The sequence below is a fragment of the Promicromonospora sp. NFX87 genome (assembly GCF_048564965.1).
Taxonomy (GTDB): domain Bacteria; phylum Actinomycetota; class Actinomycetes; order Actinomycetales; family Cellulomonadaceae; genus Promicromonospora.
Window position 1 is genome coordinate 3,253,909 of the sequence record NZ_CP183413.1, and the last position, 25,205, is coordinate 3,279,113.

At 70.3% G+C, this 25,205-nt stretch carries 33 protein-coding genes; 19 read left to right on the top strand and 14 right to left on the bottom strand.

Annotation, left to right across the window (positions count from 1 at the left end):
* Positions 1-2 precede the first annotated feature (2 nt).
* A complete protein-coding gene (locus tag ACNYC2_RS14640) occupies positions 3-629 on the bottom strand; it encodes an FMN-dependent NADH-azoreductase (RefSeq protein ID WP_419707730.1) in 627 nt (208 codons plus the stop codon).
* Positions 630-734: 105 nt separating this feature from the next.
* Here ACNYC2_RS14640 and ACNYC2_RS14645 point away from each other — a divergent pair, with 105 nt between their 5' ends.
* A complete protein-coding gene (locus ACNYC2_RS14645) occupies positions 735-1,328 on the top strand; it encodes a TetR/AcrR family transcriptional regulator (RefSeq protein WP_419707731.1) in 594 nt (197 codons plus the stop codon).
* A gap of 72 nt (positions 1,329-1,400) precedes the next feature.
* On the opposite strand, the gene ACNYC2_RS14650 is transcribed toward ACNYC2_RS14645, so the two are convergent.
* From ACNYC2_RS14650 to ACNYC2_RS14665, 4 genes are all read right to left on the bottom strand, one after another.
* On the bottom strand, positions 1,401-1,949 hold the full coding sequence (locus tag ACNYC2_RS14650; protein ID WP_419707732.1) for a DUF1062 domain-containing protein: 549 nt from the start codon (positions 1,947-1,949) through the stop codon (positions 1,401-1,403).
* A 197-nt stretch (positions 1,950-2,146) separates the two neighbouring features.
* Positions 2,147-2,917 (bottom strand): glycerophosphodiester phosphodiesterase, encoded by a 771-nt coding sequence (locus ACNYC2_RS14655; RefSeq protein WP_419707733.1) that lies wholly within the window; start codon positions 2,915-2,917, stop codon positions 2,147-2,149.
* Entirely contained in the window at positions 2,908-4,158 is a 1,251-nt protein-coding gene (locus ACNYC2_RS14660) for a hypothetical protein (RefSeq protein WP_419707734.1), read from the bottom strand. Before ACNYC2_RS14660 ends, ACNYC2_RS14655 begins: the two co-directional genes overlap by 10 nt.
* A gap of 606 nt (positions 4,159-4,764) precedes the next feature.
* Positions 4,765-5,703, bottom strand: a complete 939-nt coding sequence (locus ACNYC2_RS14665) for an aldo/keto reductase (RefSeq protein ID WP_419707735.1) — start codon at positions 5,701-5,703, stop codon at positions 4,765-4,767.
* Between the two features lie 92 nt (positions 5,704-5,795).
* Here ACNYC2_RS14665 and ACNYC2_RS14670 point away from each other — a divergent pair, with 92 nt between their 5' ends.
* From ACNYC2_RS14670 to ACNYC2_RS14680, 3 genes are all read left to right on the top strand, one after another.
* Positions 5,796-6,404 (top strand): TetR family transcriptional regulator, encoded by a 609-nt coding sequence (locus tag ACNYC2_RS14670; protein ID WP_419707736.1) that lies wholly within the window; start codon positions 5,796-5,798, stop codon positions 6,402-6,404.
* A 100-nt stretch (positions 6,405-6,504) separates the two neighbouring features.
* Positions 6,505-6,783, top strand: a complete 279-nt coding sequence (locus tag ACNYC2_RS14675; protein WP_419707737.1) for a VOC family protein — start codon at positions 6,505-6,507, stop codon at positions 6,781-6,783.
* Complete coding sequence (locus ACNYC2_RS14680; RefSeq protein ID WP_419707738.1) at positions 6,780-6,911, top strand: hypothetical protein; 132 nt, start codon at positions 6,780-6,782, stop codon at positions 6,909-6,911. The genes ACNYC2_RS14675 and ACNYC2_RS14680 overlap by 4 nt, the downstream gene beginning before the upstream one ends.
* 9 nt (positions 6,912-6,920) lie before the next feature.
* Here ACNYC2_RS14680 and ACNYC2_RS14685 read toward each other — a convergent pair whose 3' ends face one another.
* The 5 genes from ACNYC2_RS14685 to ACNYC2_RS14705 all read right to left on the bottom strand — a co-directional run bounded on the left by ACNYC2_RS14685 (position 6,921) and on the right by ACNYC2_RS14705 (position 10,296).
* Positions 6,921-7,259, bottom strand: a complete 339-nt coding sequence (locus ACNYC2_RS14685) for a YciI family protein (RefSeq protein ID WP_419707739.1) — start codon at positions 7,257-7,259, stop codon at positions 6,921-6,923.
* Between the two features lie 124 nt (positions 7,260-7,383).
* Positions 7,384-7,725: a hypothetical protein gene (locus tag ACNYC2_RS14690; protein WP_419707740.1), complete on the bottom strand. Its 342-nt coding sequence runs from the start codon at positions 7,723-7,725 to the stop codon at positions 7,384-7,386.
* Positions 7,726-7,753: 28 nt separating this feature from the next.
* Positions 7,754-8,368 (bottom strand): DUF4291 domain-containing protein, encoded by a 615-nt coding sequence (locus ACNYC2_RS14695; protein ID WP_419707741.1) that lies wholly within the window; start codon positions 8,366-8,368, stop codon positions 7,754-7,756.
* Positions 8,369-8,531: 163 nt separating this feature from the next.
* A complete protein-coding gene (locus tag ACNYC2_RS14700) occupies positions 8,532-9,851 on the bottom strand; it encodes a ricin-type beta-trefoil lectin domain protein (RefSeq protein WP_419707742.1) in 1,320 nt (439 codons plus the stop codon).
* A 277-nt stretch (positions 9,852-10,128) separates the two neighbouring features.
* Positions 10,129-10,296, bottom strand: a complete 168-nt coding sequence (locus ACNYC2_RS14705) for a hypothetical protein (RefSeq protein WP_419707743.1) — start codon at positions 10,294-10,296, stop codon at positions 10,129-10,131.
* 74 nt (positions 10,297-10,370) lie between these two features.
* On the opposite strand from ACNYC2_RS14705, the gene ACNYC2_RS14710 reads away from it, so the two are divergent.
* Positions 10,371-10,886, top strand: coding sequence for a GNAT family N-acetyltransferase (locus tag ACNYC2_RS14710; protein ID WP_419707744.1), 516 nt, complete (start codon positions 10,371-10,373; stop codon positions 10,884-10,886).
* Between the two features lie 88 nt (positions 10,887-10,974).
* On the opposite strand, the gene ACNYC2_RS14715 is transcribed toward ACNYC2_RS14710, so the two are convergent.
* The gene (locus ACNYC2_RS14715; protein ID WP_419707745.1) at positions 10,975-12,198 is read right to left on the bottom strand and encodes a GTP-binding protein; all 1,224 of its coding nucleotides are present in this window, start codon (positions 12,196-12,198) and stop codon (positions 10,975-10,977) included.
* A 129-nt stretch (positions 12,199-12,327) separates the two neighbouring features.
* On the opposite strand from ACNYC2_RS14715, the gene rpmB reads away from it, so the two are divergent.
* The 6 genes from rpmB (at position 12,328) to rpmF (ending at position 13,822) form a co-directional block, all read left to right on the top strand.
* Entirely contained in the window at positions 12,328-12,564 is a 237-nt protein-coding gene (gene rpmB / locus ACNYC2_RS14720; protein WP_129787203.1) for a 50S ribosomal protein L28, read from the top strand.
* Entirely contained in the window at positions 12,564-12,869 is a 306-nt protein-coding gene (rpsN, locus tag ACNYC2_RS14725) for a 30S ribosomal protein S14 (RefSeq protein WP_419702511.1), read from the top strand. Before rpmB ends, rpsN begins: the two co-directional genes overlap by 1 nt.
* Positions 12,870-12,936: 67 nt before the next feature.
* A complete protein-coding gene (gene ykgO / locus ACNYC2_RS14730) occupies positions 12,937-13,059 on the top strand; it encodes a type B 50S ribosomal protein L36 (RefSeq protein ID WP_189671490.1) in 123 nt (40 codons plus the stop codon).
* 16 nt (positions 13,060-13,075) lie between these two features.
* Positions 13,076-13,393: a type B 50S ribosomal protein L31 gene (locus ACNYC2_RS14735; protein ID WP_419702512.1), complete on the top strand. Its 318-nt coding sequence runs from the start codon at positions 13,076-13,078 to the stop codon at positions 13,391-13,393.
* A complete protein-coding gene (gene rpmG / locus ACNYC2_RS14740) occupies positions 13,393-13,560 on the top strand; it encodes a 50S ribosomal protein L33 (RefSeq protein ID WP_419702513.1) in 168 nt (55 codons plus the stop codon). Before ACNYC2_RS14735 ends, rpmG begins: the two co-directional genes overlap by 1 nt.
* 91 nt (positions 13,561-13,651) lie before the next feature.
* On the top strand, positions 13,652-13,822 hold the full coding sequence (gene rpmF / locus ACNYC2_RS14745; protein ID WP_116674867.1) for a 50S ribosomal protein L32: 171 nt from the start codon (positions 13,652-13,654) through the stop codon (positions 13,820-13,822).
* Between the two features lie 96 nt (positions 13,823-13,918).
* Here rpmF and ACNYC2_RS14750 read toward each other — a convergent pair whose 3' ends face one another.
* Positions 13,919-15,193, bottom strand: coding sequence for an ATP-grasp domain-containing protein (locus tag ACNYC2_RS14750; RefSeq protein WP_419702514.1), 1,275 nt, complete (start codon positions 15,191-15,193; stop codon positions 13,919-13,921).
* A 146-nt stretch (positions 15,194-15,339) separates the two neighbouring features.
* Entirely contained in the window at positions 15,340-16,065 is a 726-nt protein-coding gene (locus ACNYC2_RS14755) for a TetR/AcrR family transcriptional regulator (protein ID WP_419702515.1), read from the bottom strand.
* 133 nt (positions 16,066-16,198) lie between these two features.
* On the opposite strand from ACNYC2_RS14755, the gene ACNYC2_RS14760 reads away from it, so the two are divergent.
* The 3 genes from ACNYC2_RS14760 to ACNYC2_RS14770 all read left to right on the top strand — a co-directional run bounded on the left by ACNYC2_RS14760 (position 16,199) and on the right by ACNYC2_RS14770 (position 18,999).
* Positions 16,199-17,575, top strand: a complete 1,377-nt coding sequence (locus ACNYC2_RS14760; protein WP_419702516.1) for a serine hydrolase domain-containing protein — start codon at positions 16,199-16,201, stop codon at positions 17,573-17,575.
* Between the two features lie 93 nt (positions 17,576-17,668).
* Positions 17,669-18,181: a PadR family transcriptional regulator gene (locus ACNYC2_RS14765; protein ID WP_419702517.1), complete on the top strand. Its 513-nt coding sequence runs from the start codon at positions 17,669-17,671 to the stop codon at positions 18,179-18,181.
* Positions 18,178-18,999 carry an alpha/beta fold hydrolase gene (locus ACNYC2_RS14770; protein ID WP_419702518.1) on the top strand — a complete coding sequence of 274 codons (822 nt, stop codon included), beginning with the start codon at positions 18,178-18,180 and terminating at the stop codon, positions 18,997-18,999. The genes ACNYC2_RS14765 and ACNYC2_RS14770 overlap by 4 nt, the downstream gene beginning before the upstream one ends.
* Before the next feature lie 290 nt (positions 19,000-19,289).
* Here ACNYC2_RS14770 and ACNYC2_RS14775 read toward each other — a convergent pair whose 3' ends face one another.
* The gene (locus ACNYC2_RS14775) at positions 19,290-20,327 is read right to left on the bottom strand and encodes a LacI family DNA-binding transcriptional regulator (protein ID WP_419702519.1); all 1,038 of its coding nucleotides are present in this window, start codon (positions 20,325-20,327) and stop codon (positions 19,290-19,292) included.
* Between the two features lie 150 nt (positions 20,328-20,477).
* Here ACNYC2_RS14775 and ACNYC2_RS14780 point away from each other — a divergent pair, with 150 nt between their 5' ends.
* From ACNYC2_RS14780 to ACNYC2_RS14800, 5 genes are read left to right on the top strand one after another with little or no spacing between them, the layout of a single operon-like run.
* Complete coding sequence (locus tag ACNYC2_RS14780; protein ID WP_419702520.1) at positions 20,478-21,719, top strand: amino acid ABC transporter substrate-binding protein; 1,242 nt, start codon at positions 20,478-20,480, stop codon at positions 21,717-21,719.
* 4 nt (positions 21,720-21,723) lie between these two features.
* Positions 21,724-22,608, top strand: coding sequence for a branched-chain amino acid ABC transporter permease (locus ACNYC2_RS14785; RefSeq protein ID WP_419702521.1), 885 nt, complete (start codon positions 21,724-21,726; stop codon positions 22,606-22,608).
* Positions 22,592-23,632, top strand: a complete 1,041-nt coding sequence (locus tag ACNYC2_RS14790) for a branched-chain amino acid ABC transporter permease (protein ID WP_419702522.1) — start codon at positions 22,592-22,594, stop codon at positions 23,630-23,632. The genes ACNYC2_RS14785 and ACNYC2_RS14790 overlap by 17 nt, the downstream gene beginning before the upstream one ends.
* Positions 23,629-24,384 carry an ABC transporter ATP-binding protein gene (locus ACNYC2_RS14795; protein ID WP_419702523.1) on the top strand — a complete coding sequence of 252 codons (756 nt, stop codon included), beginning with the start codon at positions 23,629-23,631 and terminating at the stop codon, positions 24,382-24,384. The genes ACNYC2_RS14790 and ACNYC2_RS14795 overlap by 4 nt, the downstream gene beginning before the upstream one ends.
* Entirely contained in the window at positions 24,374-25,144 is a 771-nt protein-coding gene (locus ACNYC2_RS14800; protein ID WP_419702524.1) for an ABC transporter ATP-binding protein, read from the top strand. Before ACNYC2_RS14795 ends, ACNYC2_RS14800 begins: the two co-directional genes overlap by 11 nt.
* The last annotated feature ends 61 nt before the right edge of the window (positions 25,145-25,205 follow it).

Sequence of the window (25,205 nt, forward strand, 5' to 3'; positions counted from 1 at the left end):
GATCAGAACGACCCCGCCACGTCGAGCACCGCGGCATGCGCCTTCTTGCGCGCCAGGTCGACGTCGGCCGCGGCGAGGTTCGGCTGAAACCGCACGCTAGTGATGTCGTCGATCCCCGCCCACCGCAGCCAGCCCTCGAAGAACGGCTTCTGGAAGTCGCTGCCGAACTCCGGGCCGCGGCCCTCACCCCAGACCGCACCGGTGTAGATCACCGCGGCCTTCTTGCCCGTCAGCAGACCCTCGTAGCCCGTCACCGGGTCGAAGCCGAACACCATGCCCGGCTGCGAGACGACGTCGATGAACTGCTTGAGGACGTAGGGCACGCCCGAGTTCCACATCGGGACGCTGAACAGGTACCGGTCGGCGGCGTCGAACCGGGCGAAGGTCGCCTTGGCCGCCGCCCACGCGGCGACGCCCTCCCCGCTCGGCTCGACGCCGGCGAAGACGTCCATCTTCGCCTTCGCCGCAGCGGGGCCGAACTCCGGCAGCGTGCCGTCCCACAGGTCGAAGTGCTCGACGTCGACACCGGGGTTGGCCTGGCGGTACGTGTCCAGGAACGCGGTGGCGAGGCCCAGGGACTCGGACGCCTCGCCACGTGGGGAAGCGCTGATGTGCAACAGTCGGGTCATGGTCAGCTCCGGTGTGTCGGATCGACGGCAACGCGAAAACGGAATAGGTTCCGCTTCATGAAAGAAGTTAGCGGAACTGATTCCGCTTTGTCAACGAGCCTGCCCGTGCACGGCCAGCCCGAGGCCGACGCGCCGCGCTCAAAGCGCGTCGACGCCGCCCGCAACCAGGGCAAGGTCCTCGACGCGGCGGAACGGCTCTTCGCCCGCGACGGCGTGGAGCGCGTGACCATGCAGGCCGTGGCCAAGGAGGCTGGCGTCGGCGTCGGGACGCTCTACCGCGGCTTCGGCGACAAGGCCGGGCTGGCGATGGCCCTGCTCGGCGAGCGCGAGCGCCAGTTTCAGGAACTGATGATCTCCGGGCCGCCCCCGCTGGGCCCCGGAGCGGAGCCAGTCGAGCGGCTGACGGCGTTCGTCGCCGGGTACACCGAGCTCGTCGCCGAGCAGCTGGAATTGGTCCTGCTGTCGCAGACGGCGGCCCCGGGCGCCCGATTCCGCAGCGGGGCGCACGCCCTCTGGCGCACGCACTGCCGTCACCTGCTGAGCCTCGCCGGCGCACCCTCCCCCGTGCTGCGCGCGGACGCGCTCCTGGCGGCGCTGTCGGGCGAGATGATCGCGCACTGGCTGACCGAGGAGGGCAGAGACCTCGCCGAGGTCACGGAGGCGATGGTGGAGTTGGCTCGGGCGTTCGTCTCCGAGTGACCCGGACTCACTGCGCCTTAACACGGCCTGCCCGGCAGATCATGCCGGACAGGCCGCAATCCCAAGCAGGGTTCAGCGCTTGAGCGTGAAGGTGAAGTCGCCGGAGAGCTTGCCGCTCAACCGGACTGCCGAGACGAGCTTCCCCGCCACGAGCAGCCTCTCCACCTCGCCCCGCGAAAGACCGCAACCTTCTGCGATCAGTCGCACCGGCCGGACTGGGATCCGCGCCGCGAACCGGACCGAGATGTCGAGCACCTCGTGGTCCAGGTCGTCCGATCCGCAGGTGTCGAGACGCCAGGCGCCGTCCCAGTCGAGGGTGATGCGATTGCGGCGCTGCACCGCCGGATCCTGGAGCAACTCAGGTACCAGGCCAGGATCGTTGTTGTGCAGCCGGTCCAGTAGCTCCGGCCGGATGGAACGCACCTTGACCCGTTCCAGAACGGTGAGCTTGACGGTCTCCTCGCAGACGGCACAGAGCGCGAGAAGCCAGGCATCGATGAGCTTGTGGTGAGCGTTGACGCGGAATTTTCCGCTTGCCCGGAAGCGCTCGGAATCGCACGCGTGACAACGGCGGCGGACGAGCGGCAGGCAGGTGGGCACGACTGCCCAGGTTTTGAGCATAGAAGTACACCGGTCTCAGTGAGAGGTCCGCAGCAAAAAGGTGCGCGGCGCACATTCGCGACGCGCGACACATCAGCACTCGGGAAATCTCACAGGGTGTACAACGGCACGACCTTGGCTCGACGACTTGGGTTCAGCAGCACGCTAATGGCGCACAGCAGCGCCGATCCACTGCTTTTCGAGCACCCTGACGGGAACTAAGCAGTTTTGACGAGCCCGATCGCCCGCTCCGGATAGTTTGTGGTCACGAGCCACGCCGCATCCGGCGACAGCCAGTACGCGAGCGCGTCCGGCTCGTCCACGGTCCACACCAGCAGCGGCAGCCCCCGCCGTCGCGCAAAGCGCGCCACCGTGTACCGGGCGATCCTCTGGTGGCAGACGACGAGGTTCGCGCGCGAGTCACGGATACGCGCCCCGGGGAAGAACTCCGAGAGCCGGGTCCGCACGGCCTCGACCAGCGACATCTCCGTGATGTCCCGCCCCAGCGAGAGCCCCACGAGCAGGTCGAGCCCGACGCCGTCCGCCCAGTCCCGCACCGCGCGAACAGACCGGTCCTCGAGGGTCGTGATGATGAAATGGCCGGCCCCGAGGATCTCCAGCGCCTGCTTGGTCGCAGCCACCTCGTAGGTGGACTCGGGGTCCGCATACGACGACTCGGGCGAGACGAACTTGAGGTCGATGTGCGCGTGCTTGACGCCCTTGAGCGCGGCGAGCACGTCGTCGTACCGCATGAAGTGGTCCGCCATGCCGGAGAACTGCTCGAACGTGAGGCCGGCCATCGGGACGGTCCGACCGTCGAGCTCGACGAAGTCGTCGTGGAAGAGCACGAAGGTGCCGTCACCGAGCCGCTGGACGTCGAACTCGACGTAGTCGACGTCGAGGGTGAGGGCCCTGTCGAGTGCGGTCTTGGTGTTCTCCAGGTCCAGGTCGCTCCCTGCCCCGCACCGGTGGGCGCTGATCATCGCCATGTCGTGCTGTCCCCGTTCTTCGTGCGGAAGTACTGCTTGAGCGTCATCGCGGCGATAGCCACTGCGGAGGCGACCGCGAGCGCCCACACCAGACCGTAGACGGTGAGGTCGTAGATCGACCGGTCAGCGGGGATGGTGGCTTCGCTGGAGACGCCGAAGTACGACAGGAGCAGCGCGACGGGGATCGCGATCCCGGACGCCATGCCGACCCCGAGCTGCCAGCGGCGCTCCCGGGTGTCGGCGAGCTTGGCGGCGCGCAGCTGGATGTCGGCGAGGCTGGAGCCGATCACGTCGCTGAGTGCGTCCATGAGCCCGACGGTCGAGTCGGTGAGCTCGCTGAGGCGGAGCGCCTCGGAGAAGCTGGTGCGGAAGCTGTCGATCACGAGCTCGGGCATGAACAGCCCGTCGGCGTAGCCCTGCACGTCGAGCGCCATGATGGTGCGCTGTCTGCGGACCTCCCGGGCGACCTCGCTCAGGCGTTCCGCGTCGTCCCAGATCCCGGCGGCCTCGTCCCGGGTGCGCGATCCTTCGAGCAGCTTCTCGATCTTGGCTCGCGCATGCCGGGCCCGCCCGACGGCGAACAGCAGCTCGCAGGCGGTCAGCCGTACGGTCGCCGCCGTCGCCAGGCTCTGCCCGCCGAGCACGACGACACCGCGCCCGTGGGCTGCGAACGCGCCGGCCAGCGAGTTGAGCGCGGTCGGCACCCTGGCCGGGACGCCGCCGTCCGGCAGCCGCTCAGCGGTGCGGTAGATCATCGCGATGGCGTCGTTGCTGGGCTCGCCCGTGTCGGTGACCAGGCCGGTGGCGTCGTCGAGCTCGACGAACTGCAGGACGTCCTGGCCAAGCCGCGGTGTCCCGCCGACGTTCGCCTTGTTGACGAGCCACTCGACCAGCGGGACGCCGTCCAGCGACAGCGAGGTCCGTTCGTGGCAGAAGACCGCCAGGTGGTTCGCGACCTCGTGCGCGGTCGGGGCATCGAGCTCGTACGACAGGTGCAGCTGGGCCAGCGAGGCCTCGTCCGACCACAGCCGTGCGGTGATGTCGAGCGGCGCGAGGGTGGACTCGTCCGTGGCGACGCGGACGTCGTCGTGCTGACCGAGGCTCTTGACCCTCAAGGTGTCGCCGGGGCGGTTCACCAGGTGCGGGCTGAACCGCCCGAAGTCATAAGCCTCGGTCAGCGGGACGCCGTCGGCGACGGACGGGAAAGCGCGAAACGTGAAGATGTGCACGATGCGGGCCATAAGCGGCATCGTGCCACGTGAGAGGGTCTAAGCGGATGCTCTTCAGCACTCCACTTCCCGCTCCCACGCCGCGAACGCAATGCACCTGTCATCCAGGCACGATGGCGGCCCCGCCTACGACCGAAGCGCCCCCACACAGCAAGCAGGACTCCCCCGCCGGTGAATCACCGCTCGTGATTGGCGGAGCGCGGGAGACAGAAGTGAGGATCGGGAGTGTGTCCTCCCTAGCATTGTTCCTGCTCCTCGTCGTGACTCCGGTCGCCGCAGGTTTCGCCGCGACCTACCCGTGCGGAGCGAGGAACAAGAACGGCACACGTTGCATCCGCGGCCGGAAGGGGCCGATGGAACGCTGCCACGACCACCACGCCCAGGGTGCGACGCCGTCGGACTGGTTCTGGCTAGCCGGTTGCGCCGTCGGCGGTGCGATGTTCCTTGTGTGGCGGTCGTTCCACCCGGGCCCCTTCATCGAAACTCTCCTGGCCTGACAGACATGTAGGCCCTTCCCCACCTCAAGCGAGATGACCATGCGGTTGCTGCCAGGACGCGCAGCATCTTGGCAGCAACCGCATGGTCATCTCGTCGCCGCGAGCCCTGTGAGGCGCAGCGTCACACGCCCCGGCTCCCCACCGCCCCATCCGGCACGATCTCCGCGATCCGCGTCAGGTCGTCGTCGGTCAGAACGACGCCGACCGAAGCGACGTTCTGCGCCACCCGCCCAGGGTTGCGCGACCCCGGGATCGGCACGACGTAGTCCTTCTGCGCCAGCAGCCAGGCCAGCGAAAGCTGCGCAAGCGTGATGCCCTTGCTCGCGGCCAGCTCCCCCAGCCGCCGCGAGATCTCGACATTGGCGTCGAAGTTCTCGGGAGCCCACCAGCCGATCATCTGGCGCACGTCGTCGGCTTCGTACTGGTCGCGCGGCCTGGTCGCGCCGCTCAGGAAGCCGCGCGCCAGCGGCGAGTAGGCGACGAACCCGATCCCGAGCTCCTCGAGCACCGGCCGCAGAGCCTCGGACTCCCGGTCGAAGATCGAGTACTCCTCCTGCACCACCGAGATCGGGTGCACCGCGTGCGCCCGCCGGATCGTGTCCTCGTCGGCGTTCGAGAGGCCGAGGTACTTGACCTTGCCGGCGTCCACGTACTCCTTCATCACGCCCACGACGTCCTCGATCGGGACGTTCGGGTCCGGGATGTGCTGGTAGAGCACGTCGATGGTGTCGACGTTCAGGTTCCGCAGGCTGTTGTCGACCACCTCGCGGACGTGGCCGGGCCGCGAGTCCGACCCGTACGTCTCGGTGAAGCCGAACTTCGTGGCGATCACCACCTCGTCGCGGATCGGTGCGAGCGCGTGGCCGAGCAGCTTCTCCCCCTCTCCCCAGCCGTACAGCTCGGCCGTGTCGAAGAAGGTGACGCCCTCGTCGTGGGCGCGGCGGATGGCGGCGATCGACTCGGTGTCGTCGGTGGGTCCGTAGAACGCGGCCGTCCCCATCGCGCCGTAACCCAGCGCCGAAACGGTGAGGCCCTGCCGGCCCAGTGTGCGCGTCTCCATGATGAGACTCCTTAGCTGTGAGGCGATACCTGTCAGCATACGACACTTCTGTCAGTCTCTGACACAAATGACATCGACGGTAGTCTGGAGCCATGTCGAGCACGACGAGCAGCGGGCCGAGCCTGCGCGAGATAGGCCGCGACGCCGTGCGCGCACGCGTTACCGAGATCGCGCTCGACCTGTTCGCCGAGCACGGCTTCGACCAGGTCACCGTCGACCAGATCGCCACCGCCGCGGGCATGTCGGGGCGCACGTTCCACCGCTACTTCCCCGCCAAGGAGGACGTCGTCGTCGGCGAGCCCGAGCAGTGGGGCGGGTTCGTGCGCGACGCCTTCGCGGCCCGCCCGGCGGACGAGCCCGTGTGGGACTCTCTCCTGGCCTCGTTCGAAGCCTTCATCGCCTTCCTGGCGGAGAGCGGCCGCGACCAGCGCGGCAAGGTAGCCATGCGGATACTCGTCAGCACCGCGTCCCTGCGCGCCCGCAACCTCGAGAAGCACCAGCTGTGGGGACGCATGCTCGCCCCTCTCGTCGCAGCGCGGCTGGCCGACGACGACGACGCCGCACTCCGCGCCGAGATCATCGTCCAGGCGGCGCTCGCCTGCCTCGACGTCGCGTTCACCACCTGGGCGAACGTCGACGACGACACCACGATCGCCGAGCTCCTTGAACGCAGCTTCGCGATGCTCCGGCCCACGGACTGAGAGTCACCCCTGGCCGGCCGGGCGCGTCGCGCCGTCGATCAGGATTTCTGGTCGAACATCAGGAGGGCCCGGAAGTCACTCACCCGCAGGAGGAGCAGCCATGAAGTGGACCCTCGAAGTCGTCGTCGTCCCGGTATCCGACGTCGACCGCGCCAAGGCTTTCTACAGCGACAAGGTCGGCTTCCATGTCGACCACGACGTCAAGATCGGTGAGGGCAAGCGGCTCGTCCAGCTGACGCCACCCGGATCGGGATGCTCGATAGTCATCGGCGAAGGAGTTGTCGCGGAGATGCCTGCCGGTTCGCTCAAGGGCCTGCAGCTCGTCGTCAGCGACGTCACAGCGCGCAGGCGGAGCTGGCGGGACGAGGCGTGGACGTGAGCGCCGTCCAGGTGCTCGGAGAGAGCCCCTCGCCCACGCCGGAACCGCTCGACAACGTGGGGTTCTGCTTCTTCAGCGACCCCGACGGCAACGCCTGGGCCGTCCAGCAGATCTCGACCCGCGCGTAACCGGAGCGCTCAGAACTCCGGGTCGGACATCAGCTCCCGGACCTCCTGGGCACACCGGCAGGCGACGGCGAACCGGGCGGCCCACGCGTTGGCCTCCTCGCGGCTGGGCACGTCGATGATCGAGAACCCGCCGAGGCGTTCGGTGCTGCGCGGGGGCACGCCGTCAGTCACCGAACCGTCAATGGCCACGACGCTCCCCTCGTGGACGTTCAGGCCTGCGCCGAAGATCCACACGCCCTCGTCCTTGGCCTGCTGGACCACGTGGTGCGCGGCCCTGGCGACGTCAGGCAGGTCCGCCTCCGGGAACGTCATCGCGCCGTCTTCGAACGAGATCAGGTATCGCGTCATCTCACGACTCCTTTGTCCTGAGGCATCCTTCGGCTGCTCAGCCCAGCGTAGAGCGAGCGCGGCCTGCGACGAACGCCTCGCACCCGTTCCTCCGTGGGGTGCCGCGCCTACTCGTGCGCGCGCATCACCGGAACTCCGCCACGACCTCGATCCGGCCAACGATGTTCTCGTTGAGCTCGTCGAGGTCCTCCGCGGGGATCCAGTACTCGAGGATCGTCTGCCCACCGGCCTGCTGGACCTCGTACCGGTCGAGAAAATCCTTGGCGACGTCGAACCGCGTCACGTACCCGGCGCCACTTGCCTTCACGTTCCAGTCACGTGCGATCCGGGTCGCGTAGTCCTCGTTCAGCACGGGGTAGAAGATCGGCTGGTCCGGCAGACGTGGCGGCCAGGCGCGCCAGTTCGCCTCCTCGATCAGGGCCAGCTCGGCAGGTCCGGTCGGCCGCCACAGTGTCACCGTCTTCATGGGGCGGATCCTGACACGATCGCGCCGCTCACTTCGAGGTCAATAGCGACGGCGCGACGGCGTCCACGCCGATCCGGGCCCCGACCGACGCCGGTAGCGGGTACGGCGTCTCGTCCGGCAACGCAGGCACGACGCCGTCGGACAGCTCGGCCCGCCAGGCTCGGACCTGATCGGTGATGTCCTCCAGCCCGACCACCCACTCGTCCACGTACGCGGCCACCGCTACGCCACCGATCCCGACCTGCAACGACCGGTGCTCCAGCGCGACGCCGGTCGGCGTGCGCTCCGGATCCCACTGGACCCGAACGGGACTGGCCGCCTTCTGCGCGGCCCACGCAACGGCGTCGTCGTGCAGCTTGCGGTCGAAGTGGCTCAGGGACGCCATGCCCAGCGCCTGCTCGAAGCCCGTGCGCAGCATATGGACGGCCAGCACGCGCTCCTGACCGGGCTTTGTCGCCCAGCCGCAGCGGTACATCATCCAGCAGAACGACGGCTTGACCCAGGTCATCCGCTCACGCTTGAACGGCGGGACGAACCGGCCGGCGCGCACGGCGGCGTCGGCGATCGCGGGTGGATAGGCCTGGTAGACGGTGATCGTGTCGGCGTCGTGGACGGCACGGACCTGTCGTTGCGGAGTGTTCATCGGCGCTGACCGTAGTCACCTGGTCGGCATCGACCCAAGCGATTTGACCCGCCAGGACCGGCGGCGACGAAGCGATCCCGGTTCAAGGGCGCAGCGGAACGGGCCTCCCTCGCGGAAGGCCCGTCCACTTCTGCGCGGCGCAGCGCGTGCGCCGGTCAGCGGGCTAGCTCAGCGCCCAGTTCTGGCTCGTCGAGCCGTTGCAGGTCGCCAGGACCGCCACGGTCCCGTTGGCTGTCCCGTTGTTGGTCGTGCCCAGGCACAGTCCCGACTGGACGCCGGTGATCGTGCCGTTGGCGTTCACGTTCCACTGCTGGTTCGCGCCGCCATGGCAGTCCCAGATGATGGCCCTGGTCCCCGGTGAGGTCCCGCCGGCTTCGGCGTCGAGGCACTTGCCGCCGTAGACGGAGAGCTGCTTCGAAGCGGTGGCGGACCACTGCTGGTTCGCCCCGTCGTGGCAGTCCCACAGCTGCACGACCGCACCGTTCGACTGCGACTGCGCCGAGACGTCCAGGCAGCGGTTGGCACCGCTGTTGCGCACCTGTCCGCTGTCGGCGGGCGGCGTGGAGGAGAACTGGCTGATGAAGCGCCACATCTCGCCCTTCACCCAGCTGCGTGCGCCACTCTCGCAACCGCGGCAACCGTCGACCGGTCCCTGCTGGTGGCCGCCGTCGAACGGCGCCCACACGACCGGGAAGCCGGCGCGACAGGAGTAGGTCGTGAGGGTGTGGGTCAGGCTGCCCGCCGCAGGCTCCGGCGCGTTCTGCGCGGCGCAGCCGTTGTTGGAGAGGAACCGGTCGCGCATGCCGCGCCCGGCGCCGATGTTGTCCGAGACACCATGGATGCCCATGTAGGCCACGGCTCCCGTGCCCCCGCTGCAGCCGCTGATCCCGCCGGGCGCGGCGATCGCGACGACCCCGCGGAACACGTTCGGGCGGGCGCAGGCCAGCGCGTAGCTCATCGCGCCGCCATAGCTGAAGCCCAGGGAGAACCGCTGCGACTCGTCGACGCAGAGGGCGGCTTCGACGGTCCGGATCATGTCGTCGAAGAACACGACGTCCTGGCCGTTCGAGTTGGCCCAGCCGTTGTTCAGGCCCTGCGGCGCGACGAAGATCGCCGAGCCGTTGGACAGGGCGTCGAGCCCGTAGTGCGCGTAGACGGCGCCGTCGGAGCCGCCGCCGGCGACCTGCTCGGCGGTGCCGCCCAGCCAGTGGTTGCCGAAGATCAGCTTGTGCGGCTTGTTGCGGTCGTAGTTCGCGGGGACCTTGAGGATGTAGCTGCGGTTCTGGCCGCTGCTCTGGATGTTGTGCTTGCCGCTGCTGAGGGTCGGGGCCTTCCCGCAGCCGGAGCTGGCGGCCGCGGTGACGTCGGCGGCGCTGGAGGCGCCGGCCTGGGACGCCTCGGCGGCCTGCGCCGTCACACCCCCGGACGTCGCCACAACGATCGCGGTCGCGAGGCATACAAGAGCGGATCTGAATCTCGACATAGGACGAAACTCCTTGTGGTCAGCATCGTTGGAGACCTGTGGGGCGGCATCGCATGAAAGGTCGGTTGCCGCGGAGGGCACGTCTGGGCGCCACTGGAAGCGCTTCCAGCCGCTGGGGAATCCTGTCGTGCGTGGCCTTGAAAATCAAGGACAGTCCCAATTACTCGGGGGGACCTAAACGATTAGGGTGTCCTTGCAGTAACACGTCAGACATCACACATGCTCGACAGCGTCTCGGCGCGCCAAGCGGCCCGGGCAGGCGTTCGCGGCTGACCCATCAGCCCACCCGGGCCGCCAGACCGTCGAGCACGCGGTCCAGCGGCCCGAACGCGAACTCGACGTCAGGATCAGGCTCCTCGGCCTCGTGAAACCGGCGAGCGAGGCCGGTCGCAGTGCCGAGGGCCTGACGAGTGGGGCGGTGGACTTTCACCGTCTGCTTGGTCACGTTCGCGTCGATGACTCTGCCCCGCCCAGGCCCCCGCAACACCAGCGCAACCGGCGTCGGATACCTTGAGCCCCGTGCCCGCCCTCATGATCGCCCCGCGCCACGACGCCCACCTCGACCGGGTGGCGGACGCACTGCGACTGGTCCACGAGAGCGATGGCTACCCGATGGTCTGGCCCGAGGACCCGATCGCCTGGCTCACGCCCGACGGCACGCTGGGCGCGTGGGTAGCGCTCGCCGACGGCGAGATCGTCGGCCACGTGATGATCGTCGAGGGCGGCAAGGTCGAGTACGCCGCCGAGCTGGCGGAGGCCGCCAAGGTCCCGGTCACCGGCCTCGCCGGCGTCAGCCGCCTGTTCGTCACCCCGGCAGCCCGCGGCACGGGCGTGGCCACCGCGCTCCTGGAACGGGTCGAGGACCTCCCGCCCCGCCGCGGACGCCGGCTCGTCCTCGACGTCGTGGACGACGGCGGCCCCGCCGTCCGCCTCTACGAACGCCTGGGCTGGACCCGGGTAACAGCCGGCCCGGCCAGCTGGACCGACCCGTCGGGCGTGCGCCCGCAGGCTGCCGCCTACCTCTCCCCCCGCTGACCCCCTTCCCCGCCCGCCCGGCTGAGTGCTCGGTATTTGCCCTGTCGAAACGTTCCGAGAGGGCAAATACCCAGCACTCAGCGGAGGGTTAGACGGAGCGGGCGCCCAGCCACGGGGCCAGGTGGTCCTCGCGCCACAGCCACTCGACGCCGGCGGCCAGCTCCTCGGGGGTGCACAGCGCGGCGTGGAAGGCGTCGCGCAGCCGCTGCCGCTCGCCGGCCAGGCCGAGGTTGCGGTCGTCGGCCACGCCGACCACCACGATCCGGGTGTGCGGCTTCGTGCCCGCGCACACCTCCGGCCACGGTCCGAGGTCGGCGAACGCCAGCTGTCCGCCCGCGCCGTCCCACAGGCACGCGAGACCCGGCCGGTCGGCGACGTGGAAGACACCGCGTGCCCGGAGGCCGCCCGCGCTCAGCTCCTCGATGTGGTCGAGCAGCCGCTCCGGGTGGAAGGGCAGCGTCGAGCGCAGCTCGAGCGTCCAGCTCCGGTCGCCGGGCATGCCCGGACCGGTGAACACCACCGCGCCCAGGGGGTGGGCCCGGCGCTCGGCGCGTGCCGGGGAGTGTGTGGCCGCGGCGAGGTGCGACGCCGAGAGCGCGTGCAGGCCGTCGACGCGCCGCGTCCCGGCGCCACGGAGGCGGTCGAGCAGGCCGGACGACGTCGCCGGCCAGGCCTCGACGGACTCGGTCTCGGCGAGCGGGGTCTCGACAGGCTCGACCAGCGGGGTGGGCGCGACCTGCGACGACGGCGCGGTCGACGACGAGCTCGTCACGACCAGGTCCGCCTGCTCGATCTGGGCCGCGAGCGCCTCGCCGACCGAGCGTTCGTCGTCGGGCGTGAGCTCGAGGCCGCGTTCGGCGAGGGTGTCGTCGCCGAAGAGGTCCTGCTGGAGCGCGTCGAGGTCGACGACGGTGAAGGACGTCGCGACGCGGGTGTGGTCCAGCGCTCCCCCGGGTTCGGCCGCGATCGCGAGGGCGCGGGCTGCGGGGAGGGGTTCGGCGCTGACGGGCAGGGCGAGCAGCACCTGGGCCCAGCGGGCGTCGCGGGCGAGGCGGGCGATGGTGGGGACGGCGTCCTCGCGGACGGCGCACGAGAGGCAGGCGTGCTCGAGCGGCACGATCACGTCCTCGATGACGCCGGTGGCGTCCAGGACGACGCGGCGCAGGTGCTCGGGGTGGATGTCGTGCCGTACGGCGACGACCCCTGGCGCGTCCATGAGGAGGCCGAACAGCGCGGAGTCGCGCAGCACCGGGTCGGTCGTGGCCAGGACGCTCACCGGGATGGTTCCGCGGTTCTTGCCGGTTCGGTACATGCTGCCTCCTCGCCCCGGTCCAGCCGGGAATTATTGATAACCGTTCTCAGTTCTGGTTCACTGTAGCGCGTTATGAGAACCGTTCTCACACGCGGCGGCCAGGTCGCCGTCGCAACAGTAGGAGGTCATGTGTCAGCCAGATGCCAGGTGCTGGGCACCGTGCCAGGTTTCGGCCACTCGGTCTCGCACTCCCACGTGCGGACCAAGCGCCGGTTCAACCCGAACATCCAGAAGAAGCGCTACTGGGTTCCGTCGCTCGGCCGCAACGTCACGCTCCGCGTGAGTGCCAAGGGCATCAAGACCATCGATCGCAAGGGCATCGACGTGGTCGTGGCCCAGATCCTTGCCCGAGGGGAGAAGGTCTGATGGCCAAGAAGTCGAAGATCGCCGCCGACGCCCGACGTCGCGAGGTGGTCGCCCGGTACGCCGAGCGTCGCGCCGAGCTGCGCGGGATCATCCGGAACCTGAAGCTCGACGCCGTGGTGCGCGCCGCCGCCGTCAGCGAGCTGGCCAAGCAGCCGCGCGACGCCAGCCCGACGAGGCTGCGCAACCGCGACGTGGTCGACGGCCGTCCCCGCGCGTACTCGCGAAAGTTCGGCCTGTCCCGCATCCGGCTGCGCGACATGGCACACCGGGGCGAGCTGCCCGGCGTGACGAAGTCGAGCTGGTGACAGCCGGCCGGCGACCCACCCGGGATGCCGGCTCAGGTCCCAGGCCCCCACATCGAAGGAGTGACACATGAAGGTTCGCGCGTCCCTGCGGTCCCTGAAGAACAAGCCCGGCGCGAAGGTAGTGCGCCGGCACGGCAAGACGTTCGTGATCAACAAGCTCAACCCGCGCTGGAAGGCGCGCCAGGGCTGAGCGGAAGGAGCCAGCAATGAAGAACATCCACCCCACCTACGGCCCCGTGGTGTTCCGGGACACGAGCGCGGGCTTCACGTTCCTCACCCGCTCGACGCTCGCGGGTGACACCGCCGGCGGCCCGGGCCGCCCAACGGCCACCATCGAGTGGTCCGACGGGAACACGTACCCCGTGGTCGACATCGAGATCAGCAGCGAGAGCCACCCGTTCTGGACCGGCTCGGCCCGCGTGGTCGACACCGCCGGCCGCATCGAGAAGTTCCGCCAGCGCTACGCCAAGCACGGCAACAGCAGCACCGACAGCAGCACCGACGAGAGCAAGGGCGGTCACTGATGGCCTCACGCGTTGACCTCCGACCGGTCATCAAGCTGCGTTCGACGGCGGGCACCGGCTTCACCTACGTGACCCGCAAGAACCGGCGCAACACCCCCGACCGGCTCATCCTGCGCAAGTTCGACCCCGTGCTCCGCAAGCACGTGGACTTCCGCGAGGAGCGCTGACCCCTACCCGTCGGTCGGGCTTGCGAGGGTCTCGACAAGCTCGACCAGCGGAGAGGACAGCCCTAGCCGCGCGTAGAGAAAGGAGGCCGTCATGGCGGTCCCCAAGAGAAAGATGTCCCGATCCAACACGCGAGCCCGGCGCTCGCAGTGGAAGGCCCAGGTGCCGGAGCTCGTCCCGGTGACCACCGTGGACGGACGCCAGGTGAAGGTCCCGGCCCGGCTGGTCCCCGCCGTCCGGCGCGGCCTGATCGTCCCGGACTGACACCACCCGCCCGGTGGAGTTCGCCGAAGTAGAGCGCCTGTCCGGGTCTCCCCTGTGTCACCGGGAAGACTCGGACAGGCGCTCTACTTCGGCGAACTACCTTGAGGCCGGGAGCGCGGTGTCGATTCTGACGTCCAGGGCCGCCGCCAGCTCGTCGGCCCAGGTCTTCGCGTCCTGACCCCGCCGGTCCGCGACCAGCACGTGCCCGATCCGCTCGTTGTTGTCGCCGGGCCGCACCTCGCGGCCCGCCGACGGCGTCCCGTAGCCGACCACGCGGTCGTCCGCGGCCAGGCGCTCCGCGCCCACCACCTCGCGCACGACGCCGTCGGACGGCGGCAGCAGGAACGTCACCGCCGCACTCGCCGCGACGGAGGGCCCGGGCACCGGCTCCCGGCCGAGCGCCAGGTCCACCAGCACCTGCAGCGGGTTGAACCCGGTCACCAGGCGCACGAGCTCGAAGATGTAGCCGCCACCCTGCCGGGGGTTCAGCTCGATCAGGCGCGGCCCGGCTGCGGTGACCCGCACCTCCGTGTGGCTGATCCCGTGCGTGAGCCCGACGGCGTCGAGCACCGCCACGACGTGCCGCTCGATCGCGGCACGCTCGTCGGACGAGAGCGGCGCCGGGAACAGGTGCCCCGACTCGACGAACCCGGACCCGGCCTCGACGCCGGGCTCCGCCACGGACTTCGCGGTGATGCCCAGGACCCGCGTCACGCCGTCCCTGGTCACGGACTCCACGCTGAACTCCGGCCCCTCCAGCACCCGCTCGAGCAGCGCGAGCCGCTCCAGCGGCTGGTCGCGGGTGTTGCGCTCGGGCGCCGTCGCCTCGGCAAAGGCGACGGCCAGCCCCGCCTCGTCGTGCACCTTGCGCACGCCGGTCCCGGAGTTCATGTCGACGGGTTTGACCACCAGCGGGTAACCGAGATCGGCGGCCGCCTTGTGCGCCTGCGCCCAGGTGGACGCCACCGCGTACGGCACGTCCGGCACGCCCTTGGCCGCGAGCACCTGGCGCACCAGGTGCTTGCGCGTGGCGGTGTGCAGGACGCCGGCCGGCGCGCCGGGCAGGCCCAGTTCCTCGGCGACCAGCGCGACGGCGGGCAGGTAGTAGTCGCAGGTCGTCAGCACGCCGTCGATCCCCCGCCGGGCCGCAACCGCCCGGGCCGCGGCGACGAGCGCGGCTGCGTCGTTGGTCTCGGCCACCACGACCTCGTCGGCGAGCGCCAGGACGGGATGGGGCTCGCCGTCGGACAGACGATAGAGGTCGGGGTCGCGGGTCACCAGGACGTAGCGGTGGCCGCCGTCGCGCAGCAGGGGCGGGAGCATGAGGCCGGTGGACTGCAGCCAGCTCTCGATCATGAGCAGGTTCGCCACGTCAGCGCCCTCCGTCGAGGCGGGCGCGAACGAGAGTCGTTCTCAACATGGCGCACAGCCTGCCACGGATCGCCGGGGCGTTCTCATCCACCCGGCGATGCCTGTGGAAAAGCACGACCGGAGGGACGCGGCGACCGCGGAATCGCTCAGGCGTCGAGCCGGGCCGCCAGGCCGTCCAGGATCCGGTCGAGCCCGTACGTGAAGTCGTCGTCGCGAATCTTCTCCGGGTCCACGTCCTGCCGGGCGGAGCCCCCCTCACGCAGCCGCGGGTGCTCCGCAGACGCCTCGTCGAAGCGGGGCCGCTGGTCCGCCACCCACTCGCTCTCGGTCCTGCCGCTGCGGGCGATCAGCGAGAGGTACGCGGCCTCCGAGGTCGCGATGCCGATGACGTAGGCCATCAGCGTCCCCATCGCCCGGTCCTTCTCCTGCGCCGGGAAGCCGGCCGCCTCGAACAGCGCGAGCAGCTCCGACGACACCTGCATGGTGTTGGGGCCGACGTGGGTCAGGCCGGCATGGCCGAGCTCGGACGCGATCCAGGGATGCCGCAGGGCCATCGCCCGCAGGTCGGCCGCTGCGCGGGCGACGGCGGCACGCCAGTCGGCGGGACCGTCGGCCACCGGGATCTCCAGCTCGCCGTAGATGTCGTCCACGACGAGCTCCATGAGCTCGTCCTTGTTGGCCACGTGCCGGTAGAGCGACGTCGCGGCGGCGTCCAGGCGCGTGCCGAGCTTGCGCATGCTGAGCGCCCCGACGCCCTCGGCGTCCAGCATCTCGATCGCGGCGGCCACTATCTGCTCGCGCGTCAGCTGCTCACGCTGCGGGCGGCTCGGACGGGTCCATACCGATCCGGGCGCCTTCGGGTCGACCGGCATGCGGCCCACTTCCTCTCGTCGCTTCTCTTCGACCTCAGGCTAGCGCACACCGTACGCGTCTTGCGTACGGCGTTCCGTCATGCGTACAGTGTTCGCACTACCGGAACACCGTACGCATCCAAGGAGAGACGACATGACCGTGAACCTCGCCCACTGGCAGGCCCGCCTCGACGAGCTGCGCGCCGCGCACCACGTCCCCGGCGCATCCCTGGCCCTCCTCGTCGACGGGACCGTCCACGAGCTGGCCAGCGGCGTGCTGCACCGCGGGACGGGCGTCGAGGCAACCACCGACTCGGTCTTCCAGATGGGCTCGATCGCCAAGGTCTACACGGCCACCGCGATCATGCGGCTCGTCGAGGCCGGCGAGCTGGACCTGGACGCTCCCGTCGTCGAGGTGCTCCCGGAGTTCTCGGTGGCCGACGCCGAGGCGACCAAGACGATCACCACGCGCCAGCTGCTCAGCCACACGAGCGGCCTCACCTGCGACTTCAACTACGACAGCGGACGCGGCGACGACTGCCTGGCCAAGTACGTCGAGGCAGCGAAGGACGTGGCGCTCGACTGCCCGCCGGGCACGGTGATCTCCTACAGCGGCATCGGCTACAACGTGCTCGGCCGCATCATCGAGGTGGTGACCGGCAAGGTCTGGGACGAGGCGCTCAAGGACCTGCTCCTGACCCCGCTCGGCCTCACGCACACCATGACACTGCCCGAGGAGGCGCTCCGGTTCCGCGCGGCGATGAGCCACCTGGGCGAGGCCGGCCAGGACCCGGACCCGGCACCGTCCTGGGACCTGATGCCGCGTTCGGCGGGCCCGTACGGCCGGGTCATCGCCAGCGCCGGGGACCTCGCCCGGCTCGCGCGCCTGCACCTCGACGGCGGCGTGGCACAGGACGGCGCACAGGTGCTCTCCGCGGAGACGGTCGCACTCATGCAGCGCAGGGTCGTGGACTCCCCCGACAAGTGGACGGTCAGCGCGGACGGCTGGGGCCTGGGCTGGACCCTGTACGACTGGAACGGCGTCCAGGGCTACGGGCACGACGGCGCCTCGATCGGGCAGTACGGCTACCTGCGCATCGTGCCGTCGGCGGGCGTCGCGGTGGCGCTGCTGACCAACGGCGGTGGCGCGCGCGAGCTGTACGCGGCGCTCTACCGGGAGCTCCTCGCCGAGCTCGCCGGGGTGACGATGCCCGAACCCTTCGCACCGCCGGCCGAACCGCCGGTCGTGGACTACGGGCCCCTCGTCGGCACCTACCAGCGCGAGGGCGTGGTCATCACCGTGACCGAGCGGGACGGCGCGGGCCATCTGGTGTACGAGTTCGTCGGCGGCATGAAGGACTTCTCGGACCCCTTGGAGTGCGACCTCGTGCCGGTGACGGAGACAGTCTTCGCCGGGACGGGGGTGGGCGCGGCGTTCAGCGAGGACTACATCCCCGTCGTCTTCTCCACGCTGCCGGACGGCACGTCCTGCGTCTACATCGGCATGCGCTGCGGCCCCAAGGTGGCGTGACCACTCGCCGGCCCTGCGGCACGGGCGCAACGCCTTATATATGCACCGCCTCATATATGCGTCGTCCCATATATGTGATGTAGGGTATGCGGCATGGCACTCGACGCCCTGATCCTCGGCCTGCTCGACCTACGCCCCATGACCGGCTACGACCTCAAGAAGGCGTTCGACGGCACCGTCGCCCACTTCTGGTCCGCCGACCAGTCGCAGATCTACCGCACGCTTGCCCGCCTCGAGCAGGACGGCCTCGTCGACGTCCGTGTCGTGCCACAGGCGGGCAAGCCCGACCGCCGCGAGCACCGGCTCACCGACGGCGGCCGGGCCAAGCTCACCGAGTGGCTGCGGTCCCCCCTGCCCGACGAGAAGCCCCGCGAGCCGTTCCTCGGCAGGCTCTTCTTCGTCGGGCGGGAGGACGACCCCGAGCTCGTCCGGGCGCTCCTCGCGGAGCGCCGGGACGCGGCGCGTCGTCTACTCACCACGCTGGAGAACCTCCCGGTGGCGGACGGCGACCTGGCCGCCCGGCTCCGATCGGCGACGCTGCGCAAGGGGATCCTCGAGGTCCAGGCCGAGCTCACGTGGCTCGACGAGCTGGAGGCCGCGCTGTGAACAGCCCCTCGAACATCCAGTTCACCGAGCACCACCCCGACGCCGACGAGTCGGTGCTGTTCCTGCACGGCGGCAGCGTCGCCGGCTGGTCGTGGACCGAGCAGGCCAAGGCACTCCCCGACCACCATTCCCTCCTGCCGGACCTGCCCGGGTTCGGCGCCTCGGCAGGGCATCCCTGGACCGACCTCTCGACGACGGCGGACGAGCTCGCCGACCTCGTCCGCGAGCGCGGGCACGGGGGGCGGGCGCACGTGGTCGGGCTGTCGCTCGGCGGCGTCGTCGGGACCGCGCTCGTGGCGCGCCACCCGGACGTGATCCGGAGCGTGTTCGTGACCGGAGCGATCCTGCAGGGTGTCCACGGGTTCGCCCGCCGGGCCGGGCTGGCGCAGATGCGCCTCTTCGGCAGCCCCGGGTACTGGAAGACGATGGCGCGGGTGTACCGCCTGCCACAAGACTCGATCGACCAGTTCGTCACGACAGGGCTCGGGATCGACCGCGACTCGATCCGCCGGATGGTCCCGGAGATCTACGACGGCGTCCCGGCCGGCGACCTCGACGGCCTCCGACGGTTCACCGGCCCGTTCCTCGCGATCGTCGGCGAGAAGGAGCCTCGCGTCATCCGGGACGCGCTGGACGAGGTGACCTCCCGCGTGCCCCACGCCTTCGCGCGGCTCGCGCCAGGGATGCACCACGTCTGGGACGTCGAGGCCCCCGACCTGTTCCACGACACCCTCGCGCACTGGCTGACGACGGGCGAACCCTCCCCCGCGCTGCTCCCCGTCGCGCCACGGGAACGGGGCATGCCTGCAGCGAGGTGAGTGCCCGGGCCGTTCGCGGGCTGCTCGGTTGGGACGGTGAGCCGTTGTGGAAGGTGCCAGGTCTGCTGAATTTCGTTCGCCTGAGACACGTCTTTGCGGGCTGAGCTGAACTGTTCAGCCAGGGTGAATCAGGCGTGGCCACGCCGAACGAAATTCAGCAGACCTGGCACCTCTCACTCGGGGCTACCTTGCCTGGGGGCTACGTCGAATCGGGCTACCTTGCCTCGGGGCTACGTCGAGTCGGGCTCCCTCGCCTGGGCGAGCCGCACGCCGCTCCACGCCGCTCAACCTCAGCGGCCGCGCACCGCAGCCGTCGAGGCCCGCACCATGAGCTTCTGCTCCGCGGTCCGCCGCCGGGGGCGCGCGGCCCGCGGCAGGAGCGCGAGCTCGAGCGCCTGACGTCCCATGTCCTTCATCGGCAGGCGCACCGTCGTCAGGGCGGGCGACAGGTGTCCGGCCACGGTGACGTCGTCGAACCCGGTCACCGACACGTCGCCGGGGACCGCGACGCGGCGCTCCCCCAGCACCGACAGCACGCCGACCGCCATGTCGTCGTTGAGCGCAAGGATCGCCGTGACGTCGGGGTGCTCGTCGAGGATGCGGCGGGCGGCCTCCTTGCCGCCGTCGAGCGTGAACTCCGCCTCGACCAGCGGCAGGTCGTCGAGCGTCAGCCCGTACTCGCCCAGCGCACGCGAGACGCCGTCGAGGCGGTCGGCCATGGTGGCGAGCCTGCGTGAGCCGGCCGCGATGCCGATGCGGCGGTGCCCGAGCCCGAGCAGGTGCTCGGCGATCGCGCGGCCGCCCTCGACGTTGGCCGGCACCACGGCGTCGACGCCCAGGTGGGGGTGCCTGCCGATGACGGCGACCCGCCCGCCGACCGACTCGAAGGCCTGCACCTCGGCCTTCATTCGCGACTGCACGTCGCGGTCGAGGTGCCCGGACCCCGCGACGACGATGATCCCGACGCGGGCGTTCACGAGCGCCCGCAGCTGCGCCACCTCGGTGAACGGGTCGCGGCCCGTGTGGCAGATCTGCACCATGCGGCCGTGCGTGCCCGCGACCTCCAGCACACCGCTGGCGATCTCGGCGAAGTACGGGTCGCCGATCTCGTGCACCACGAGCCCGACGCCGGGGCTCGCACCGCTCGCGAGCGACCGCGCGTGCACGTTCGCCACGTAGCCCAGGTCGCGCGCCACGGCCCGCACCCGTTCGGCCAGCGCCTCGGACACGCCCGCCGCACCGGACAGCGCGCGCGACGCGGTGGCGATGGACACGCCGGCCTGCTCGGCGACGTCGACCAGGCGCAGCCCGGCGGTGTGCTTCCGCATCAGATCTCCTCGCCAGATGTAGGCACGGGCACAGCGGTACGTGATGAACGGGATACGTAATGGACGGTGCCAAACCCCTTGTCACCCAGCGTCCCAGTTCCTAGAGTGCCGTAAGCGGTTACGGAAGCGCTTGCCACAAGGGAGTGGACCATGAGAGCAACCCGACGCCTGACGGTAGCGGCTGTCGCCGCGACCACGACCATTACCCTGTCCGCCTGTCTGGCGAGCCCCGGCGGGGGCGGGGGCCAGGGCGGTGAGTCCGGCGGCCCCGACGACCCGATAGTCATCGGCGTCTCGCTGCCGCTGACCGGGGACTTCGCGGAACCCGGCAAGGGTGTGCAGCGCGGCTACGAGGCCTGGGCTGCGCACGTGAACGAGAACGGCGGGCTGCTGGGCCGCCAGGTGGAGCTGATCATCGTCGACGACCAGTCCAACGCGGACCGCGTCGCCTCCGACTACGAGCGGCTGATCAACCAGGACGGCGTCGACCTCGTCTTCGGGCCGTTCTCGACCCGGCTCGTGATCCCCGCCGCCCAGGTCGCACAGGACTACGGCTTCCTCTTCGTGGAGCCCGCCGGGGCCGCCGCCGAGGTGTTCGAGCAGGGGTTCGACAACCTCTTCTACGCGGCGCCGGCCATCGCCGACGACCACTACGACCACCTCGCCGACCACATCCTCGCCCTGCCCGAGGACGAACGGCCCCGGACGGTCGCCGTCGCCTCCATGGACGACCCGTTCGCCCAGGGCACCGCGTACGGCCTGCGGGACAAGCTCGCCGCCGAGGGCATCGAGGTGGTCGAGGACGAGGTCTACCCGCCGAACACCACGGACTTCAGCGGCATCGCCGCGAAGATCGCGGACTCCGAGGCGGACCTGCTCATCGTCGGGTCGCAGTACCAGGACGGCGTCAACCTCGTCGTCGCGCTGCAGCAGCAGGGCTACCAGCCCGACATGGCGGCGATCTCCGGCGCGCCCACGAACGCCGAGTTCCCCGCCGCGATCGGCGACAAGACCGAGGGCATCCTCGCGCCCACCGGCTACACGACGACGGCGCCCTACCCCTCGAACGAGGAGTTCGTCGAGGCCTACACGGCCGAGCACGACGCCCCGCCCGCCGAGGACGAGGCGAACGCCTGGACCACCGGACAGGTCGTCGCCGCGGCGGTCGAGGCCGCGGGCTGCGCCGACCCGTCGCCCGAGTGCCAGCAGCAGCTCATCGACTGGCTGCACGGGAACGAGGTCGAGACCGTCGTCGGCCCGCTGAGCTGGGACGCCCAGGGCCGTCCGCAGAGCGCCCACCTCATCCAGCAGTACGTCGACGGCGAGATCAAGATCGTCCTGCCCGACGACGTCAAGGAAGCCGACCTCGTCCACCCGAAGCCCGAGTGGTGATCGCGTGACGGGCGCCCTGTTCGCGCAGAGCCTGGTGCTGGGGATCCTGCTCGGCGGGCTCTACGCCCTCCTGGCGGCGGGACTGACGCTCTACTTCGGCGTCATGCGGGTGGTCATGATCGCCCACTCGGCGTTTTTGATCCTCAGCGCCTACCTCGCCTGGTTCTTCCACGAGACCTCGGGCCTGGACCCGCTGCTGTCGCTGGTCATCACGGTGCCGCTGTTCTTCGTCGTCGGGTACGGGATGCAGCGGTTCCTCGTGTCGCGGCTGCGGCCCATCAGCCTCACCACGATGTCGGTGCTGCTGACGTTCGCGGTGGCGCTGACCATCGAGGGACTGCTCGGGTTCGTCTGGACCGGCACGCAGCGCCGCGTCCAGCTCGCGTACTCGGGCACGAGCATCGAGGTGCTCGGCGTCAGCATCGCCGTCGTCAAGCTCATCGCGTTCGCGCTGGCGGCGCTCTCGCTCGGCGCTCTGTTCGTCATCCTGCGCAAGACCTCCTTCGGTCGGGCCCTGCGCGCGACCACCCAGCACCCGGAGGCGGCGCGACTCGTCGGCATCGACACCGACCGCGTGGCCGGGCTCGGCTTCGGCCTCGGCCTGGCCACGGCCGCCATCGGCGGGACGGCGCTCGCGCTCGACTACACGATCTACCCGTCGCTGCACTGGCACTGGATCGGTCCGCTGATGGCGATCATCGTCGTCGGCGGGCTGGGCAGCATCCCTGGGGCCGCCATCGCGGCCCTCTTGCTCGGTGTTGCCGCGAGCCTGCTGCAGGTGCCGCTCGGCACCACCTGGGCGCAGACCGTCTTCTACCTGGCCCTGTTCGTGACCCTCATGATCCGTCCGCAGGGATTCTTCGGAGGTCGCCTTGCCCAACGCTTCTAGGTTCCTCCGGATCGCCGCCCTGCTCGCCCTCGTGGCGGTGGTGCTCCTGTTCCCGTCCCTCGCCCCCGACCCGTTCATCCTGTCCGTCGGCGTGGTGATCCTCAGCTACGCGGTGCTCGCGACGTCCTGGAACCTGGTGGGCGGGTTCACCGGGTACATCTCGCTGGGCCACGCCGCCTACTCGGGCCTCGGCGGTTACGCGACGGCGCTGCTCATCCTCCGTACCGGGATGGACCCGTGGCTCGCGCTGCTCGCGGGCGGTCTGATCGTCGCCGTCATCGCGGTCCCCGTGGGTATCGCGTCGCTGCGCGTACGGGGCGCGTCGTTCGTCATCGCCTCGATCGCGCTGGTGCTGATCCTGCAGCTCACCTTCCAGAGCTGGCACACGTTCACCGGCGGCTCGAACGGGCTGCGGGTGCCGCGTCCGTTCGGGACCGAGGTGCTGCGGCCCGAGCAGCACGAGCGGTTCTTCTACCTGCACGCCGTGCTGCTCGCGCTCGCGCTGCTGACCTGGTGGGCGATCGAGCGGTCCCGGCTCGGCGCCGGGCTCAAGGCCATCCGCGAGGACGAGGACAAGGCGCAGGCGCTGGGCGTGCCCACGTTCGCGTACAAGCTGACGGCGCTCGTCGTGAGCGCGTTCTTCACCGCGCTGGGCGGCGGCCTGTACGCGCTGTGGTTCGGCTACCTCGACCCGATCTTCCAGTTCTCGATCCTCGTGGGCACGTACATGGTGCTCATGTCGCTGCTCGGCGGGGTGCGCAGCCTCTTCGGGCCGCTGCTGGGCGCCGTCGTCGTGGGGTACGCGGTCGAGGTGTTCAAGTCCCAGTACGGCGACACGCAGTTCCACCTGGTCGCCACGGGCATCCTGCTCGGCCTGGTCGTCCTGTTCATGCCGGACGGCGTCATCCCGGCGCTAACCTCCGCCCTGAACCGGCGGCGCGGGGCGGCGTCGATCCGCGAGGTGAGCGCCGAGGAGCTGGCTGAGCGACGCGACGACAAGCGACGCGAGGAGGCGGCCCGATGAGCGGTGCAGCGGACAGCTCGACAGGCTCGGTGAGCACGCAGGACCTGACCAAGTCGTTCGGCGGTGTCCGGGCGATCGACGGCGCGTCCGTCGCCTTCCACGAGGGGAGGATCAACGCCCTGATCGGCCCCAACGGCTCCGGCAAGACCACGTTCTTCAACTGCGTGACCGGCATGATCAAGCCCGACTCCGGGACAGTTACCTATCAGGGCCGGGACGTGACGGGTCTGCCGCCGCACCGGATCGCCCGGTCCGGGATCGGCCGGAGCTTCCAGCTCTGCCGGGTCTTCCCCCGGCTCACCGTGCTGGAGAACATGCTGGTCGCGGTGCAGCCGCACGGGTTGCTGGAGCGGCTGCGCGGGTCGCGCAACCCCGCCGACGTCGGACGGGCGCGCGAGCTGCTGGCGCGGGTCGGCATCGACCACCTGGAGCACGCCGAGGCGCGCGACATCTCCTACGGGCAGCAGAAGCTGCTCGAGCTCGCCGGGGTGCTCATGGGCGACCCTCGCACGATCATGCTCGACGAGCCGGCCGGCGGCGTGAACCCCGCGCTCGTGGACCGCATCGCCGACCTGGTGCGGGAGCTCAACGCCGAGGGGCGCACCTTCATCATCGTGGAGCACAACATGGAGCTCGTCATGGGTCTGAGCGACCACGTGGTCGTGTTCGACAGGGGGCGGCCGATCGCGCAGGGCGCCCCCGCCGTCGTGCAGGACGATCCTCTGGTCCTGGAGGCATACCTTGGCGTCTGAACCGGCACCCGGACCCGTGCCCACCGTCGAACCTCTCCTGCGCCTGACCGACGTGCAGGCCGGCTACGGCCGCGCCGCGCTCGTGCTGCGCGGGCTGTCCGTGTCGGTCGCGCCGGGCAGCGTGGTCTGCCTCGTCGGGCCGAACGGCGCCGGCAAGTCGACGGTGCTCAAGGTCGCCAGCGGCATGCTCAGGCCGCGCTCCGGGCACGTGGTGGTCGACGGCGTCGACGTCACCGGGCGCACCCCGCAGCAGCTCCTGGCCGCCGGGCTGTCCCACGTGCCGCAGGGGCACAGCGTGTTCCCCGAGATGACAGTCGCGGAGAACGTGCTGCTCGGCGCCTACACGGTGCGCGACAAGGCGCTGGTCGCCGAGCGCACGGAGTTCGTCACGGAGCTGTTCCCGCTGGTCGGCGAGCGCTGGACGGCGCTGGCGGGCGCGCTGTCGGGCGGGCAGCAGAAGCAGGTCGAGTTCGCCCGCTCGCTCATGGTGCGGCCCAAGGTCGTGCTGCTCGACGAGCCGTCGATGGGGCTGGACCCCAAGGCGACGGCCATCGTGTTCGAGCAGGTGCGGCGCATGCGCGACGCCGGTACGGCGGTGCTCCTGGTCGAGCAGAACGCGCGGCGGGCGCTGGAGTCGGCCGACGTCGGCTGCGTGCTCGACCTGGGCCGCGTCCACATCACGGGCCCGGCCCCGACCCTCCTGGCGGACCCGAGACTGGCCCAGCTCTACCTGGGCGGGCCGCCCCTGACCCACCGTTGAGTGCTGGGTATTCGCCCTTCTGCGCCCCGTGAAAGGGCGAATACCCCGCACTCAACGAGAC

Bases quoted from the DNA above. Each gene is read 5' to 3' on its own strand.
- ACNYC2_RS14655 (WP_419707733.1), bottom strand. From the start codon at position 2,917: ATGGCGATGATCAGCGCCCACCGGTGCGGGGCAGGGAGCGACCTGGAC.
- ACNYC2_RS14695 (WP_419707741.1), bottom strand. From the start codon at position 8,368: ATGAACACTCCGCAACGACAGGTCCGTGCCGTCCACGACGCCGACACG.
- rpmF (WP_116674867.1), top strand. From the start codon at position 13,652: ATGGCGGTCCCCAAGAGAAAGATGTCCCGATCCAACACGCGAGCCCGG.
- ACNYC2_RS14715 (WP_419707745.1), bottom strand. From the start codon at position 12,198: ATGTACCGAACCGGCAAGAACCGCGGAACCATCCCGGTGAGCGTCCTG.
- ACNYC2_RS14685 (WP_419707739.1), bottom strand. From the start codon at position 7,259: ATGACGCGATACCTGATCTCGTTCGAAGACGGCGCGATGACGTTCCCG.
- ACNYC2_RS14650 (WP_419707732.1), bottom strand. From the start codon at position 1,949: ATGCTCAAAACCTGGGCAGTCGTGCCCACCTGCCTGCCGCTCGTCCGC.
- ACNYC2_RS14795 (WP_419702523.1), top strand. From the start codon at position 23,629: ATGAGCGGTGCAGCGGACAGCTCGACAGGCTCGGTGAGCACGCAGGAC.
- ACNYC2_RS14775 (WP_419702519.1), bottom strand. From the start codon at position 20,327: ATGCGGAAGCACACCGCCGGGCTGCGCCTGGTCGACGTCGCCGAGCAG.
- ACNYC2_RS14675 (WP_419707737.1), top strand. From the start codon at position 6,505: ATGAAGTGGACCCTCGAAGTCGTCGTCGTCCCGGTATCCGACGTCGAC.
- ACNYC2_RS14780 (WP_419702520.1), top strand. From the start codon at position 20,478: ATGAGAGCAACCCGACGCCTGACGGTAGCGGCTGTCGCCGCGACCACG.
- ykgO (WP_189671490.1), top strand. From the start codon at position 12,937: ATGAAGGTTCGCGCGTCCCTGCGGTCCCTGAAGAACAAGCCCGGCGCG.
- ACNYC2_RS14760 (WP_419702516.1), top strand. From the start codon at position 16,199: ATGACCGTGAACCTCGCCCACTGGCAGGCCCGCCTCGACGAGCTGCGC.
- ACNYC2_RS14690 (WP_419707740.1), bottom strand. From the start codon at position 7,725: ATGAAGACGGTGACACTGTGGCGGCCGACCGGACCTGCCGAGCTGGCC.
- ACNYC2_RS14640 (WP_419707730.1), bottom strand. From the start codon at position 629: ATGACCCGACTGTTGCACATCAGCGCTTCCCCACGTGGCGAGGCGTCC.
- rpmG (WP_419702513.1), top strand. From the start codon at position 13,393: ATGGCCTCACGCGTTGACCTCCGACCGGTCATCAAGCTGCGTTCGACG.
- rpsN (WP_419702511.1), top strand. From the start codon at position 12,564: ATGGCCAAGAAGTCGAAGATCGCCGCCGACGCCCGACGTCGCGAGGTG.
- ACNYC2_RS14765 (WP_419702517.1), top strand. From the start codon at position 17,669: ATGGCACTCGACGCCCTGATCCTCGGCCTGCTCGACCTACGCCCCATG.
- ACNYC2_RS14735 (WP_419702512.1), top strand. From the start codon at position 13,076: ATGAAGAACATCCACCCCACCTACGGCCCCGTGGTGTTCCGGGACACG.
- ACNYC2_RS14665 (WP_419707735.1), bottom strand. From the start codon at position 5,703: ATGGAGACGCGCACACTGGGCCGGCAGGGCCTCACCGTTTCGGCGCTG.
- ACNYC2_RS14755 (WP_419702515.1), bottom strand. From the start codon at position 16,065: ATGCCGGTCGACCCGAAGGCGCCCGGATCGGTATGGACCCGTCCGAGC.
- ACNYC2_RS14660 (WP_419707734.1), bottom strand. From the start codon at position 4,158: ATGGCCCGCATCGTGCACATCTTCACGTTTCGCGCTTTCCCGTCCGTC.
- ACNYC2_RS14700 (WP_419707742.1), bottom strand. From the start codon at position 9,851: ATGTCGAGATTCAGATCCGCTCTTGTATGCCTCGCGACCGCGATCGTT.
- ACNYC2_RS14670 (WP_419707736.1), top strand. From the start codon at position 5,796: ATGTCGAGCACGACGAGCAGCGGGCCGAGCCTGCGCGAGATAGGCCGC.